Source organism: Streptococcus gordonii (assembly GCF_001553855.1).
Classification (GTDB): Bacteria; Bacillota; Bacilli; order Lactobacillales; family Streptococcaceae; genus Streptococcus; species Streptococcus gordonii.
This window is the reverse complement of the sequence record NZ_LQWV01000040.1, coordinates 115,083-130,279: the sequence shown is the minus strand read 5'-3', so window position 1 is coordinate 130,279 and position 15,197 is coordinate 115,083. Positions and strand designations below refer to the sequence as shown.

The 15,197-nt window shown below is 38.4% G+C and carries 15 protein-coding genes; all 15 read left to right on the top strand.

Going from position 1 to position 15,197, the window contains the following annotated elements; all coding sequences use genetic code 11:
• Positions 1–53 precede the first annotated feature (53 nt).
• The 15 genes from AWH02_RS10085 (at position 54) to AWH02_RS10015 (ending at position 15,197) form a co-directional block, all read left to right on the top strand.
• The gene (locus AWH02_RS10085) at positions 54–794 is read left to right on the top strand and encodes a lysophospholipid acyltransferase family protein (protein ID WP_060554133.1); all 741 of its coding nucleotides are present in this window, start codon (positions 54–56) and stop codon (positions 792–794) included.
• Between the two features lie 38 nt (positions 795–832).
• The gene (locus AWH02_RS10080) at positions 833–1,360 is read left to right on the top strand and encodes an HXXEE domain-containing protein (RefSeq protein ID WP_060554134.1); all 528 of its coding nucleotides are present in this window, start codon (positions 833–835) and stop codon (positions 1,358–1,360) included.
• Positions 1,361–1,456: 96 nt separating this feature from the next.
• Positions 1,457–2,122, top strand: coding sequence for a helix-hairpin-helix domain-containing protein (locus AWH02_RS10075; protein WP_060554135.1), 666 nt, complete (start codon positions 1,457–1,459; stop codon positions 2,120–2,122).
• Positions 2,106–4,346 (top strand): DNA internalization-related competence protein ComEC/Rec2, encoded by a 2,241-nt coding sequence (locus AWH02_RS10070; RefSeq protein WP_060554136.1) that lies wholly within the window; start codon positions 2,106–2,108, stop codon positions 4,344–4,346. The genes AWH02_RS10075 and AWH02_RS10070 overlap by 17 nt, the downstream gene beginning before the upstream one ends.
• A gap of 90 nt (positions 4,347–4,436) precedes the next feature.
• Positions 4,437–5,474 carry a DNA polymerase III subunit delta gene (gene holA / locus AWH02_RS10065; protein WP_060554137.1) on the top strand — a complete coding sequence of 346 codons (1,038 nt, stop codon included), beginning with the start codon at positions 4,437–4,439 and terminating at the stop codon, positions 5,472–5,474.
• Positions 5,475–5,546: 72 nt separating this feature from the next.
• Complete coding sequence (locus AWH02_RS10060; RefSeq protein ID WP_045503938.1) at positions 5,547–6,152, top strand: superoxide dismutase; 606 nt, start codon at positions 5,547–5,549, stop codon at positions 6,150–6,152.
• A 111-nt stretch (positions 6,153–6,263) separates the two neighbouring features.
• On the top strand, positions 6,264–7,337 hold the full coding sequence (locus AWH02_RS10055; protein ID WP_081041949.1) for a serine hydrolase: 1,074 nt from the start codon (positions 6,264–6,266) through the stop codon (positions 7,335–7,337).
• A gap of 204 nt (positions 7,338–7,541) precedes the next feature.
• Positions 7,542–8,330, top strand: a complete 789-nt coding sequence (locus AWH02_RS10050; RefSeq protein WP_060554138.1) for a YhfC family intramembrane metalloprotease — start codon at positions 7,542–7,544, stop codon at positions 8,328–8,330.
• Complete coding sequence (locus tag AWH02_RS10045) at positions 8,308–8,589, top strand: autorepressor SdpR family transcription factor (RefSeq protein WP_012130660.1); 282 nt, start codon at positions 8,308–8,310, stop codon at positions 8,587–8,589. The genes AWH02_RS10050 and AWH02_RS10045 overlap by 23 nt, the downstream gene beginning before the upstream one ends.
• Entirely contained in the window at positions 8,576–9,073 is a 498-nt protein-coding gene (locus tag AWH02_RS10040) for a DUF1648 domain-containing protein (RefSeq protein ID WP_060554139.1), read from the top strand. The genes AWH02_RS10045 and AWH02_RS10040 overlap by 14 nt, the downstream gene beginning before the upstream one ends.
• A 76-nt stretch (positions 9,074–9,149) precedes the next feature.
• Complete coding sequence (locus AWH02_RS10035) at positions 9,150–9,836, top strand: Crp/Fnr family transcriptional regulator (RefSeq protein WP_060554140.1); 687 nt, start codon at positions 9,150–9,152, stop codon at positions 9,834–9,836.
• Between the two features lie 258 nt (positions 9,837–10,094).
• Complete coding sequence (arcA, locus tag AWH02_RS10030; protein ID WP_060554141.1) at positions 10,095–11,324, top strand: arginine deiminase; 1,230 nt, start codon at positions 10,095–10,097, stop codon at positions 11,322–11,324.
• 50 nt (positions 11,325–11,374) lie between these two features.
• Positions 11,375–12,391, top strand: a complete 1,017-nt coding sequence (gene argF, locus AWH02_RS10025; RefSeq protein ID WP_012130656.1) for an ornithine carbamoyltransferase — start codon at positions 11,375–11,377, stop codon at positions 12,389–12,391.
• A 175-nt stretch (positions 12,392–12,566) separates the two neighbouring features.
• Complete coding sequence (gene arcC / locus AWH02_RS10020) at positions 12,567–13,514, top strand: carbamate kinase (RefSeq protein ID WP_060554142.1); 948 nt, start codon at positions 12,567–12,569, stop codon at positions 13,512–13,514.
• A gap of 168 nt (positions 13,515–13,682) precedes the next feature.
• A complete protein-coding gene (locus AWH02_RS10015) occupies positions 13,683–15,197 on the top strand; it encodes a YfcC family protein (protein ID WP_008809516.1) in 1,515 nt (504 codons plus the stop codon).

The following is a 15,197-nucleotide window of genomic DNA, read 5'->3' as shown; positions in this document are numbered from 1 at the left end:
GATAGAAGGTTGAGGTATAATGGAAAAGTGAATGCATAGAAAGGTTTGTGATTATGTTTTATACCTATTTAAGAGGATTAGTAATGTTTATTCTATGGGCTTTAAATGGAAACGCCCATTATCACAATTTGGATAAAATTCCTTCTAAGGATGAAAATTATATTTTAGTCGCACCACACAGGACCTGGTGGGATCCTGTTTATATGGCTTTTGCTACCAAGCCTAAGCAATTTATCTTTATGGCTAAAAAAGAGTTGTTTAAAAATCGTATTTTCGGCTGGTGGATTCGGATGTGTGGTGCCTTCCCTATTGATCGTGAAAATCCAGGACCTTCAGCTATCAAATACCCTGTCAACATGCTGAAAAAGAGCAATCGTTCCTTGATCATGTTTCCAAGTGGCAGTCGTCATTCAACGGATGTTAAGGGTGGTGTTGCTGTTATTGCCAAGATGGCCAAGGTTCGGATTATGCCAGCCATTTACGCTGGTCCTATGTCTCTTAAGGGATTAGCTTCTGGTCAACGGGTGGATATGAATTTTGGTAATCCAATTGATATTTCTGATATTAAGCGGATGGATGACGCAGGGATTGAAGAAGTGGCAAGACGGATTCAAGCAGAGTTTGATCGACTAGATGCAGAGGTTGCTCCTTATCAAAAAGCTAAAGCGCCAAACATCTTATGGCGTGTATTGCGCTTGTTGGCCTTTGTTCCAGCAGCTATCATTGGTCTCTTAACTATTCTTTTTAGCTTCCTAGCTAGCTTCGTCTGGGATCCGGATAAACATAAAAAATAGGATTAGTTGTCATTTTCTTTTAGGAGAAAGGAGAAGCTATGTCACTAGCCTTATTGTCTTTTATCGTCCTATCGCTTTTTATGATTCATGAGTTTGATGAAATTATACTTGTCAAACCTTGGATCAAACAGAATCAAGACCACCCTGCTTATCAGAAGGAAATGTTCATTGCAGGAAAGTCAAGTTATCCTTCGGCCGAGAGCTTAGCCTTGATGATTGCTGAGGAATTTATTTTAGCTTTCCTCCTGCTCTTAGTAGCAATTCTCTGCCGATTTTCTGAGTTAGCCTTAGCAATTACTATCTGTCATACCTTGCATTTATTGGGCCACATTAGTCAGGTTATAAAATTTCGCTCTTTGCTTCCAGGTGGACTGACTGCAGTTCTAACCTTTCCAATCTTGTTAGTGATTTTAGCGGTCTATTTATCTCAGAATTCAGTTTCTTGGGTTTTACTGATTCTGCTCAGCATTCTAGTCATGCTAGCTCTCTTAGGTAATCTGCTTTTTCTACATAAACAGGCTCCAACCATTCATGCTTGGATTTATAGAATCAGTAAAAGAAATTAAGAAATATCCTAAAATTATCAAAAGTCAAGTTTACTTGGCTTTTTTTCTTCTTTTACGAATAAATAGGTAATACTTAATTTTACTAAAGGAGAAATGATGATAGAAGATTTGATAGAAAAAGCAAAGCAATATAAAATTGCTCTAGGTCTTGGTCTATTGGGGGTGATTGCAGCAGGCTTTATTTTACTACAGGGAAGAGACCAAGGGGGGACAGATGTTCAGCAATTGACAGAGCAAACTTCTTCCTCTAGTTCATATATGAATGAAAAAAGTAACAAGAGTAATGAGATCAGTCAAGCCGAGACAGAAGATCAGTTGGTTACAGTTGATGTCAAGGGTGCGGTAAAAAAGCCTGGTGTCTATCAGTTGCAGTCTAATAGTCGGGTTCATGATGCTTTAGAAAAGGCAGGTGGTTTAACTGACGAAGCTGACTTAAAATCCGTCAATCAGGCTCAGAAACTGAGCGACGAGGCGGTAGTATATGTAGCCAAGGTCGGAGAAAATGCTGTAGATGTTACGACGAGTGCCCCTGCAAGTGCAACATCAGGAACGGGCCAGGCGAAATCCGCGCTGGTCAATCTAAATACAGCAACAGAAGCAGACTTTCAAACTATTTCAGGCATCGGACAAAAACGAGCTCAGGATATTATTGCTTACCGAGAAGCCAATGGTAGATTTAAGTCTGTAGATGATCTAAAAAATGTATCAGGTATTGGGGCCAAAACTCTGGAAAAATTAAAAGAATATGTCACAGTGGATTAAAAAACTTCCCCTTTCACCAATCTATTTGTGCTTTCTTTTGGTTTGGCTTTACTTCGCTATTTATAGTGGGGAAAAGCTCGCTTATCTGGGAGTTTTTCTGCTTATAGCTCGCCTAATCTGGCATTATCCAAGAAAGAAATGGTTGCCAACTTTGGCTATCCTAGCCTGTTTTGCTATCTTTTTTTATGCTAGACGCGAGTTGACGGAGCGAACCTTTCAGTCTCAACCAGCTCCAGCAAGACAAGTCTTAGTTTTACCAGATACAATTAAAGTAAATGGAGATTCCCTGTCATTCCGTGGTAGAATAGCTGGCAGACTCTATCAGCTCTACTACAAATTAGCAAGTCCAAGAGAGAAAAAAACTTTTCAAAAACTAACTGACTTGGTCACTTTAGAGATAGAAGCGGAGTTCAATCTAGCAGAAGGACAGCGCAATTTCTCTGGCTTTGACTATCAGGCTTATTTAAAAAGTCAGGGAATCTATCGGACGGTTAAGGTCAGTGGGATTATCTCTAGTCGTTCTAGTCAGTCTGCTAATCCATTTGATTGGCTGTCTGTTTGGCGTAGGAAGGCCTTGGTTTTCATTAAGTCTACTTTTCCAAGCCCGATGAGTCACTACATGACAGGACTCTTGTTTGGTGATTTAGATATTGATTTTGCAGAGATGAATGACTTGTACTCAAGTTTAGGAATTATCCATCTTTTTGCTTTATCAGGAATGCAAGTTGGCTTTTTTATGGATGTCTTTCGAAAAATTCTTCTACGCATTGGCTTAAGAATGGAAACAGTAGATTGGTTGCAATTCCCTTTGTCCTTTATTTATGCTGGTTTGACCGGATTTTCTGTGTCAGTAGTGAGAAGTTTAGTGCAAAAGTTGTTGTCTCAATTTGGAGTGAGGCGCTTGGATAATTTTGCGATGACCATGCTGGTCTTAATGCTTCTTATGCCAAGCTTTCTCCTGACAACAGGCGGAGTCCTATCTTGCGCTTATGCCTTTATCATCACGATGTTGGACTTTAAAGATTCTAGTGGTTTTCGCAAAGCAGTGCTAGAGAGTTTAAGCATCTCGCTAGGTATTTTACCAATTCTTATCTATTATTTTGCAGAATTCCAGCCTTGGTCTATCCTCTTGACCTTCCTTTTTTCAATCGTTTTTGATGTATTTATGTTGCCTCTCTTGAGTCTAATTTTTGTCCTTTCGCCTTTGTTTGCCATCACTCAAGTTAATATCTTTTTCCAATGGCTGGAAATAGTTATACGTTGGGTAGCTGGTCTGTCAACAAGGCCAATAGTTTTAGGTCAGCCCAATCTGACTTTGCTTATTCTTCTTCTACTAGCTTTAGCCTTACTCTATGATTTTAGAAAACAAAAAAAGATTAAGGCTGGTCTGAGTCTGTTAGCAATCTTGCTATTTTTCCTAAGTAAATATCCCTTGCAAAATGAAATCACAGTGGTTGATATTGGACAAGGAGATAGTATATTTCTGAGAGATATCAGAGGCCGAACCATTGTAATTGATACAGGAGGACGGGTGGAGATTGGTAAAAAAGAGGCTTGGCAAGAGCGCGTGAGAAAAAGCAATGCGGAAACGACCTTAATCCCTTATTTAAAAAGTCGAGGAGTGGATCACTTGGATCAATTAGTCCTGACTCACACAGATACAGACCATATGGGAGATATGTTGGACTTAGCCAAGCATTTTTCTATCCGAGAAATTTATGTTTCCAAAGGAAGTATGACTCAGTCTGATTTTGTAGGCAAGTTAAAGAAGATGAAAGCTAAAGTTCATGTAGTCGAGGTGGGAGATCGGCTTCCTATTTTTGATTCGGCTCTTGAAGTGCTCTACCCGCTTACTCAAGGAGATGGAGGTAATGATGATTCAATTGTCTTGTATGGTGAATTTTTCCGGACCAAGTTTCTTTTCACAGGAGATTTAGAAGCTCCAGGTGAAGGTCAGATGGTGACAGCCTATCCAGATTTAAGAGTAGATGTGCTCAAAGCTGGGCATCATGGTTCTAAAGGATCTTCTAGTCCAGAATTTCTAGAGCATATTAAGCCTAAGTTGGCCTTGATTTCAGCTGGTAAAAACAATCGCTACCAGCATCCGCATCAGGAAACTTTAGAAAGATTTGAAAAAATCCAGACCAAGATTTTACGGACAGATGAGCAGGGTGCTATTCGATTTAAAGGATGGAGTTCTTGGAAGATAGAAACAGTTCGCTAGCCACTTAGGAATGAGATTGGACAGGCATTATCTTAAGCTGTGTGGTATAATATAGAGAACCAAAATAAGACAAACTAGGAGAAGGATTTCTTGTTAGCAATTGAAGCCATCAAAAAAATAAATCTATCCAATCTACCTCCCCTTACTGTGTTAACAGGAGATGATTTGGGACAGTTCGAATTGCTGAAAGAACAGTTGTTGAAGCAAATTGAATTTAATGCAGCTGACTTGAATTATGCGCTGTTTGACATGAAGGAAGTGGAGTACCAGCAAGTGGAATTAGACTTGGTGAGTCTTCCCTTTTTCTCAGATGAAAAAATTATTATTCTAGATCATTTTATAGATATCACAACTGCTAAAAAGCGAAATTTGTCAGATGATGAATTGAAGTCTTTTGAGACGTATTTGGAACATCCAGTTGAGACAACCAAGCTAATTATCTTTGCAGAAGGAAAGTTAGACAGCAAACGTAGAATTGTTAAGCTTTTAAAACGAGATGCAGAGATTTTTGAAGCATCAGAGCCGAAAGAACAGGATTTAAGGTCCTATTTTAGTAAAGTAGCTCAAGCAAAGAATCTTCAGTTTGCTCCGACTGTGTTTGATCAACTCTTGATTAAATCGGGCTTTCAATTTAGCGAAATTAGTAAGAATTTATCTTTTTTAAAGGGATATAAGCCAGATGGTCAAATTGAGCTTGAAGATGTTACAGAAGCTATTCCAAAGACCTTGCAGGACAATATTTTTGACTTGACTCAGTTAATCCTAAAGCAAAGGGTTGATGAAGCTCGAAGTCTTGTTAGTGATCTAAGGCTACAAGGAGAAGATGAAATCAAACTGATTGCCATCATGTTAGGGCAGTTCCGTATTTTTACCCAGGTTAAGTTATTAGCTGAAAAGAGCCGAGCTGAAAGCCAGATTGTATCGGACTTATCTGATTATCTGGGGCGAAAGGTCAATCCTTATCAAGTCAAGTTTGCCTTAAAGGATGCCCGTTCCTTGGATCTATCCTTTTTGAAAAAAACGATGGCTTGCTTGATTGAAACAGATTATCAGATTAAATCTGGACTTTACGAAAAGGATTATCTATTTGATCTTGCATTGCTTAGGATTGCAACTGGAAATCTGTAAGCAAAATAGTTGAAAAAAAAACATGATTGCGTTATCATTTTCATAATAAATAAAGAAAAAGAGGTTTTGCAAATGGCAATTATTTTACCTGATCTTCCTTACGCTTATGATGCATTGGAGCCATATATCGATGAAGAAACTATGCACTTGCACCATGACAAACACCATAATACTTATGTAACAAATGTCAATGCAGCACTTGCAAAACACCCTGAAATTGGCGAAGATTTAGAAAAATTATTGGCTGATGTCGAGTCTATTCCAGCTGATATCCGTCAAGCAGTTATCAACAATGGTGGTGGACACCTTAACCACGCTCTTTTCTGGGAATTGATGACAGCAGAAGAGACAGCACCTTCTGCAGAATTAGCGGCTGACATTGATGCTACTTTTGGATCCTTTGAAGATTTCCAAGCAGCTTTCACAACTGCAGCAACAACTCGTTTTGGGTCAGGCTGGGCTTGGTTGGTTGTCAATAAAGAAGGCAAATTAGAAGTGGTTTCAACTGCGAATCAAGATACTCCAATCTCAGAAGGTAAAACTCCAATCTTGGGCTTGGATGTTTGGGAACATGCTTATTATGTTAAATACCGTAATGTTCGTCCTGATTACATCAAAGCTTTCTTCTCAGTGATCAACTGGAATAAAGTTAACGAACTTTATGCAGCAGCTAAATAATATAAATTAGGAGTGAATCGTGTAGATTCGCTTTTTTAGTTACTATTTTGCCCTTTAGACTTGTTATTTTTCTCATATTTTTTTATAATACTAAAAATTAGGAGAAAAAATTTGACTAAAAAATATATAACAATTGCCGTTGCTGTCATTTCCAGCCTCTGCTTGATCTGTTTATTTATCTTCTTTGCTATTGAGTGGAAGATGGCCTATGAGAAACAAAGTCGGATTAATGCTGAATCTACAAGCTCTGCTAGTCATCAGAGTCAAAAAGACAAAGAAGCGACTATAGAAAAACCAGAAGAAACCAAGCCTGTTCAAAAAAGTCCTGAAGAAAAGCAAAAAGTCATGGAGGCGGATGGGCCGACTATGGATGCTTTAGGTTTACGTTATGACTATGCAAATTTGGATTTGACTCAGGTCATTCAGGCTTATTTAGCTGAAGCGGGAATTGAACAATCGCAGATTGCCTTTTCTTATAAAGACCTGACGACAGGTCAAACATTTGCCATGAATGATACTCAGCCTATGACAGCCGGCTCAACTTACAAACTACCACTCAATATGTTGGTAGTAGATGAGGTGGCAGAGGGGAAATTATCAATGGAAGAGCGCTTTGATATTACCCAAACTCACTTTGAGTATCAAGGAGAACATGATAATTATGTTGCAGCTTTTAATGGTGCCATGTCGATTCCTGATATGCAAGAGTATTCCTTGGTTTATTCTGAAAATACACCAGCCTACGCTTTAGCCGAGCGCCTAGGTGGGATGGACAAGGCCTATGAGATGTTCAGCCGCTACGGTCAGTCCAAGGGCGATCTGAAAACTATTAGTCGTGAAAATAATAAGACCACAACGGATTATTATATCCAAGTACTAGAATATCTTTCTAAAAATCAAGAGAAATATAAGGATATTCTTTACTATATTGGCGAATCCTTCCCTGGTGAATATTATAAGCGCTATCTACGCGATATTACTATTTATCAAAAGCCAGGTTATGTTCGTGAAGCGCTAAACGTTGATGCTTTAGTTATGGAGGAGAAACCCTATATTGTAGCTCTCTATACGGCTTACTTAGGAGGCAGTACTGAATCTAGTGATGAAATCAGCGGACTTGGAATTGAGCAGGTGGGCCAACTAGCCTATGTTATCAATGAATGGCATCGGGTTAATAAGAATTGATTGACAATGAATGATAAAATTTTAAAAGTATGCTTAGATACAGATCTGAGCATATTTTTCTTATAATGAATGATACTTTAAATAGTATAAGTAAAACTGATAACGGAACCTATTTAGAAAAATATCGAAATATCCTTGACGTTTAAAAGATAGAGGTGTATAATTCTATTTAGAAAACAATCGAAATACTTTGGGAGAATGACTATGATTACTACACATATTATGATTTCTATGTTGCTTATTCTAGTGGCAGTCTTAGTTCCTGTTATTTATTTCAAAAAGAGCAAGCACATTTCTCTAGTAGTCTTTTTTTTAGGAGGAGTTGGTTTTTATTTATCAAGCCAAGTTCTTGAAAAAATCTTGCACTGGATTGTTTTACAGCCTCAGGCTGATGGAAGCATAGCTTTGCAGACGGGAAATCCTTGGCTATATGTCCTTTATGGTGTTGCTGTGGCAGCTATTTTTGAAGAAACAGCCCGATGGATCGTCTTTTACTTGTTACAAAAGAAGCGCCCAATGACAGTTAGCGATGGTTTGGCTTATGGCTTGGGGCATGGCGGTATTGAGGCTCTGTTTGTTGGAATTGTGAGTCTCTTAAACTTTTGGATTATAGCTCAAGCAGTGACTCAGGGAAATGCGCAGTTAGTGACGAAAGTTCCTCAAGCAACGATTGACTATATTAAGTCTCTGAGTGCTGGAAGCATCTATCTTTTGGTTTTTGAACGCATCGTGGCAGTGATCTGTCAAGTCTTACTAAGCTTTTGGGCTTGGAAGTCAGTCAAAGAAAAGGCCCCGATTTATTTTCTAGCTGCTCTAGGATTCCATGCTTTGATTGATCTAGCTCCTGCACTGGGACAGATTCAGTTGCTTTCACCTCTAGTTGTTGAGGCCATATTCTTTATTGAAGTAGTTGGTCTAGCTTATCTGACCAAGAAAATAATGAAGAGTTATCTGAAAGAAGGTTCTTATCATGGGAATCAATCAAACACTTAAAGCTTTAGCGGATCCAGTCCGGAGAAATATTTTAGAAATGCTTAAACAGGGCCCTAAGTCGGCGGGAGAAATAGCTCAAGCTTTTGAGCTAACTCCTGCCACAGTGTCCTACCATTTATCGCAGCTGAAAAAGGCAGGCTTATTATTAGAAGAAAAAAAGAAAAACTTTATTTATTATAGTTTAGATATCACAGTTTTTGAGGAAATTTTAGTTTGGTTCCAATCTCTCGGAGGAGGAAATGGAAATGAAAAAAAATAGTTTACAAGAATTAGGTTGGGCACTTGGCGTCACGCTCTTGCCAGTTTTATATGCCGTATGGGTCTATCAAACATTACCAGAAAACCTGGCTATTCATTTTGACTTATCTGGAAAAGGAAATGCTTTTTTACCTAAGTTTTTAGTAGTTTCGGCTTTTCCAATTGTCATGATGCTGCTAGAAGTTATGATTTACTGGACAACCATTGCCAAAGATATCTTGAATAGAACCTTTAAGCACCTTATTCGCTGGATAATCCCTTTTTCCTTTGTTTCGCTATATCTAGCTACCATTTATCGGGGGTTAAATGAGGAATTTGATATCCGTAAAATAGCAGCCATGGTGGTTGCTTTGGTTTTCATAATTGTAGGCAATTACTTGCCAAAAAAAGTACAAGAAAACAGACAACCCCTGAATAGAAAACTGGCTTATCTTTTTGTAGGAATCGGATTTTTATTGTTTATAATTGCCATCTTCTATTTGTAAGCTGAATACATAGATATATCTTTATTTGTAAGCGTATTTATGATATACTGTCATTATCAAATAAAAAAGGGTTATTATGATTAATAAGGAACATTATCAGTTTATCCGCCAGCATCCTGCATTTGAGAATTTTCCAGTAGAGTCTTTTGATAAATTAGCCATTGAAATTCAATTTCATAAGGTTTCTAAAGGTCAAATTATCTTTTTTTCTGGAGATCGGCGTGATCGCCTTTTTCTTCTCTATCAAGGATATGCTCGAATAGAACAGTATGATGCTACCGATACTTTTTCTTATACTGATTATATAAAAAAGGGGAATGTTTTCCCTTATGGTGGCATCTTCTTTGATGAGCGCTATCATTATACTGCAAGTGCTGTGACACAGGTGGAATATTTTAGTATTCCTATGAAATTGTTTGAAGATTTTTCTAAGAAAAATGTGAATCAGCTGTTGTTTATTACGCAGAAACTATCCAGAATCTTGGAGTTTCAAGAATTACGCTTGCGAAATGTTGTTGCGGTCAGTGCAACAGACAGAGTTGTTCAGTCCCTTTCGATCTTATGTATGGATTTATGCAAAACAGGGGATGTTTTGCCATTTCCAATTAGTATGAAGGAGTTGGCTAAGCTAGGAGCAACAACCCGTGAAACAGTTAATCAGGTCCTCAAAAAGTTAAGAGAAGAAGGTCGTATTAGCTATGAGCACAAGCAGCTAGTTTTTACAGATAGAGAATATTTTATGAAATATTTCAAAGAAAGTTAGTCTACTGGACCGACTTTCTTTTTTTGTATAAACAAAGATTTTATAAAAAAATAAATATTCGCAAAAATCATAAAAGATACAAAATATGCAAAGAAAACGCTTCAAAACATAAAAATATTAAAAAAAAATCTAAAAGTGATAAAAATTTGGCATTTAGAGTGTCAGTTTTTTTGTGTAAGTGTTTTCAAAAAATGCTAGAATAATATATGTAAACGGGCTTAGGAAAACCTAAACCGCAAAGAATAAGGAGGAAAGTAGATGTCTACACATCCAATTCATGTTTTCTCAGAAATTGGAAAACTGAAAAAAGTTATGTTACATAGACCTGGTAAAGAGTTGGAAAACTTGATGCCAGACTATCTCGAACGTCTTCTCTTTGATGATATTCCATTTTTGGAAGATGCACAAAAAGAACACGACAACTTTGCTCAAGCGCTTCGCAATGAAGGTATCGAAGTGCTATATCTAGAAAAACTGGCTGCTGAGTCTTTGACTTCACCAGAAATTCGCAACCAATTCATCGAAGAATATCTTGATGAAGCAAATATCCGCGGACGCCAAACTAAAGTGGCTATTCGTGAGTTGCTTCAAGGTATTAAAGATAACCAAGAGTTGGTTGAAAAAACGATGGCTGGTGTACAAAAAGCTGAATTGCCAGAAATTCCAGAAGAAGCAAAAGGCTTGACTGACTTGGTAGAATCAGACTATCCATTCGCTATCGATCCAATGCCAAACCTTTACTTCACACGTGACCCATTTGCTACAATCGGTAATGCAGTATCACTCAACCACATGTACGCAGATACACGTAACCGCGAAACTTTGTATGGTAAATATATCTTCAAATACCACCCAGTTTACGGTGGAAATGTTGAACTTGTTTACAATCGTGAAGAAGATACTCGTATCGAAGGTGGAGATGAGTTGGTTCTTTCTAAAGATGTATTGGCAGTTGGTATCTCACAACGTACTGATGCTGCATCAATTGAAAAATTGTTGGTTAACATCTTCAAGAAAAACGTTGGCTTCAAGAAAGTATTGGCTTTCGAATTTGCTAACAACCGTAAATTCATGCACTTGGATACAGTCTTCACAATGGTAGACTACGATAAATTTACTATTCACCCAGAAATCCAAGGCAATCTTCGCGTCTTCACAGTAACTTATGAAAACGAACAATTGAAGATCGTTGAAGAAAAAGGAGATTTAGCAGAACTTCTTGCTGAAAACCTTGGTGTTGAAAAAGTATCATTGATTCCATGTGGAGATGGCAACGTTGTTGCTGCAGCACGTGAACAATGGAACGATGGTTCAAACACACTTACAATCGCTCCAGGTGTTGTTGTTGTATATGACCGCAATACAGTTACTAATAAGAAACTAGAAGAATACGGCTTACGTTTGATTAAGATTCGCGGAAGTGAATTGGTTCGCGGTCGTGGTGGACCTCGTTGTATGTCAATGCCATTCGAACGTGAAGAAATCTAAACGTTCAATATCTTAAGAAATTCTAATAGATAGAAAGAGGAAATAAAAGAATGACAAATTCAGTATTCCAAGGACGTAGCTTCCTTGCAGAAAAAGACTTTACCCGTGCAGAGTTAGAATACCTTATTGGTCTTTCAGCTCACTTGAAAGATTTGAAAAAACGTAACATTGAGCACCGTTACCTTGCTGGTAAAAATATTGCTCTCTTGTTTGAAAAAACATCTACTCGTACGCGTGCAGCCTTTACTACAGCAGCTATCGACCTTGGCGCACACCCAGAATATCTTGGTGCTAATGATATTCAGCTTGGTAAAAAAGAATCAACTGAAGATACAGCTAAAGTTTTGGGCCGTATGTTTGATGGTATTGAATTCCGTGGTTTCAGCCAACGTATGGTAGAAGAATTGGCAGAATTCTCAGGTGTTCCAGTTTGGAATGGTCTGACTGACGAATGGCACCCAACTCAAATGTTAGCTGACTACCTGACAGTTCAAGAAAACTTTGGTCGCCTAGAAGGCTTGACATTGGTATACTGTGGTGACGGACGTAACAACGTTGCTAACAGCTTACTAGTGACTGGTGCAATTCTTGGTGTTAACGTTCACATCTTCTCTCCAAAAGAACTCTTCCCAGAACAAGAAATTGTTGAATTGGCAGAAGGATTTGCGAAAGAAAGTGGCGCTCACATCTTAATCACTGAAGATGCTGACGAAGCTGTGAAAGGTGCTGATGTACTTTACACTGACGTTTGGGTATCAATGGGTGAAGAAGATAAATTTGCAGAACGTGTTGCTCTTTTGAAACCATACCAAGTAAACATGGATTTGGTTAAGAAAGCTGATAACGAAGACTTGATCTTCTTGCACTGCTTGCCTGCTTTCCACGACACAAATACTGTTTATGGTAAGGATGTTGCTGAAAAATTTGGCGTAGAAGAAATGGAAGTAACTGACGAAGTATTCCGCAGTAAATATGCTCGTCATTTCGACCAAGCTGAAAACCGTATGCATACAATTAAAGCAGTTATGGCTGCAACCTTAGGTAATCTTTACATTCCAAAAGTATAACCTTAGAAACAATTAAACTGTAATACCAACAGCTATGAGGGCTGCGACTAATAGCTTTAGTCCGCCCTCATTTTTAATAGTCAAACAGTTTGTCTTTCTAAATTGAAAAACAAACTGGAGGACATTATTATAATCAAAATTAAAACGCATTTACCTTGCGTTGAAGGAGAATTATATGGCAAATCGTAAAATCGTTGTAGCCTTGGGAGGAAATGCCATCCTTTCATCTGATCCATCAGCAAAAGCACAGCAGGAAGCCTTGGTGGAGACTGCCAAGCATTTGGTGAAACTGATTAAAAATGGAGATGACCTCATCATTACTCACGGGAATGGTCCTCAAGTAGGAAATCTTTTGTTGCAACATTTGGCAGCAGACTCTGAAAAGAATCCTGCTTTTCCACTCGACTCTCTCGTAGCCATGACAGAAGGAAGCATCGGCTTCTGGTTGCAAAATGCTTTGCAAAATGCTCTCTTGGATGAAGGAATTGACAAAAACGTTGCTTCAGTAGTGACACAAGTGGTTGTAGATAAGAACGACCCAGCTTTTGTTAACCTCAGCAAACCAATCGGTCCTTTCTATTTAGAAGAAGAAGCAAAAGCAGAAGCTGAAAAGAGCGGTGCAACTTTCAAAGAAGATGCTGGACGTGGTTGGCGTAAGGTCGTTGCTTCACCAAAACCGGTTGACATTAAAGAAATTGACACAATTCGTACTCTTTTAAATGATGGCCAAGTGGTGGTAGCTGCTGGTGGTGGCGGTATTCCTGTCATTAAGGAAGACAACGGTCATCTTTCAGGAGTTGAAGCTGTTATTGATAAAGACTTTGCTTCTCAACGTTTGGCTGAGTTAGTGGAAGCTGATCTCTTCATCGTGTTGACAGGAGTAGACTATGTCTTTGTAAATTACAATAAACCTGATCAAGAAAAATTAGAACATGTGAATGTTGCTCAGTTGGAAGAATATATCAAACAAGATCAATTTGCTCCAGGAAGTATGCTTCCAAAAGTTGAAGCAGCTATTGCCTTCGTTAACGGTCGTCCAGAGGGTAAAGCGGTTATTACTTCACTAGAAAATCTGGGTGCTTTGATTGAATCTGAAAGCGGAACAATTATTCAAAAAGACTGAAATAAGTTTTGAACTATAGACTAGTTTAAAAGTTTTGCTCTAAAAAACACTGGTATTTTCCATGTCAATATGATAAAATATAGGTGATAAATAAACATTTTCTTGGATATTTATTCAAGGAGAGAGCTTGGTTTTTTGCACTTTGTTAGATTTTAGGAGGAGAAAACAATGAGTGAAGAAACAAAAAAAGGGTTTAGGATGCCTTCTTCCTATACCGTGTTGATTATTATCATTGCTGTTATGGCAGCACTAACTTGGATTATTCCGGCTGGTCAGTATGATGTCAACAAAGAAGGAAACCTGATTGCTGGAACATATAAAGAGGTTGCTTCTAACCCTCAAGGGATTTGGGATGTTCTCATGGCACCGATTCGTGCGATGCTTGGACACGAACCTACAAAGGCAGCGATTGACGTTTCCTTCTTTATCCTGATGGTAGGTGGTTTCCTTGGTGTTGTTAATGAAACTGGAACCTTAGATGTAGGGATTGCTTCTATCGTGAAGAAGTACAAAGGCCGTGAAAAAATGTTGATTGTCATCCTTATGCCTCTGTTTGCCCTTGGTGGTACAACTTATGGTATGGGTGAAGAAACTATGGCTTTCTACCCACTTCTTGTTCCTGTAATGATGGCGGTTGGTTTTGATAGTATTACCGCCGTAGCCATTATCTTACTTGGATCTCAAATTGGATGTTTGGCATCCACTCTAAATCCATTTGCAACAGTTATCGCTTCGGATACAGCAGGCGTGCCGACAGCAGATGGTATTGTGCTACGCCTTATCTTCTGGTTTGTAATGGTTGCAATGAGCACTTACTTTGTTTATCGTTATGCGGATAAGATTCAAAAAGATCCTACCAAATCTTTGGTATATAGCCAAAGAGAAGAAGATTTGAAACACTTCAATGTAACGGATAACGATGATGCACCTTCTGTCTTGAGTAAGAAACAAAAACATGTTTTATATCTCTTCATTGCAACATTTGTTATCATGGTTGCCAGCTTTATCCCTTGGACAGACCTTCATATCAATCTTTTTGAAAACTTTAATTCTTGGTTAACAGGTCTTCCTGTAATTGGTAAAATTATTGGTTCTTCAACTGGGGCTTTAGGTACTTGGTACTTCCCAGAAGGCGCAATGCTCTTTGCCTTTATGGGTATCTTGATTGGTATCGTTTATGGTCTTAAAGAAGACAAGATTATCTCAGCCTTCATGAATGGTGCTGCTGACTTGCTCAGTGTTGCCCTTATCGTAGCGATCGCGCGTGGTATCCAAGTTATCATGAACGATGGTATGATTACTGCAACTATCCTTCACTGGGGTGAACAAGGACTTAAAGGTCTGTCATCTCAACTATTCATTATCTTGACTTACATTTTCTACTTGCCAATGTCATTCTTAATCCCATCTTCATCTGGTCTTGCCAGCGCAACAATGGGTATCATGGCACCTTTAGGAGAGTTTGTCAATGTGAAAGGAAGCTTGATTATCACTGCTTATCAATCAGCTTCAGGTGTTCTTAACTTGGTAGCACCAACTTCAGGTATCGTTATGGGAGCTCTTGCTCTTGGCCGTATCAGCCTTGGTACTTGGTGGAAATTCATTGGTAAATTGATTGTAGCCATTATCGTTGTCAGCATTTTGTTGCTTCTCTTGGGTACCTTCATTCCAGCTATTGGTTAA

Coding starts and splice junctions, on each gene's coding strand:
- AWH02_RS10015 (WP_008809516.1), top strand. CDS start 13,683: ATGAGTGAAGAAACAAAAAAAGGGTTTAGGATGCCTTCTTCCTATACC.
- AWH02_RS10035 (WP_060554140.1), top strand. CDS start 9,150: ATGATTAATAAGGAACATTATCAGTTTATCCGCCAGCATCCTGCATTT.
- AWH02_RS10040 (WP_060554139.1), top strand. CDS start 8,576: ATGAAAAAAAATAGTTTACAAGAATTAGGTTGGGCACTTGGCGTCACG.
- AWH02_RS10070 (WP_060554136.1), top strand. CDS start 2,106: ATGTCACAGTGGATTAAAAAACTTCCCCTTTCACCAATCTATTTGTGC.
- AWH02_RS10080 (WP_060554134.1), top strand. CDS start 833: ATGTCACTAGCCTTATTGTCTTTTATCGTCCTATCGCTTTTTATGATT.
- AWH02_RS10085 (WP_060554133.1), top strand. CDS start 54: ATGTTTTATACCTATTTAAGAGGATTAGTAATGTTTATTCTATGGGCT.
- arcC (WP_060554142.1), top strand. CDS start 12,567: ATGGCAAATCGTAAAATCGTTGTAGCCTTGGGAGGAAATGCCATCCTT.
- arcA (WP_060554141.1), top strand. CDS start 10,095: ATGTCTACACATCCAATTCATGTTTTCTCAGAAATTGGAAAACTGAAA.
- argF (WP_012130656.1), top strand. CDS start 11,375: ATGACAAATTCAGTATTCCAAGGACGTAGCTTCCTTGCAGAAAAAGAC.
- AWH02_RS10060 (WP_045503938.1), top strand. CDS start 5,547: ATGGCAATTATTTTACCTGATCTTCCTTACGCTTATGATGCATTGGAG.
- AWH02_RS10050 (WP_060554138.1), top strand. CDS start 7,542: ATGATTACTACACATATTATGATTTCTATGTTGCTTATTCTAGTGGCA.
- AWH02_RS10075 (WP_060554135.1), top strand. CDS start 1,457: ATGATAGAAGATTTGATAGAAAAAGCAAAGCAATATAAAATTGCTCTA.
- AWH02_RS10045 (WP_012130660.1), top strand. CDS start 8,308: ATGGGAATCAATCAAACACTTAAAGCTTTAGCGGATCCAGTCCGGAGA.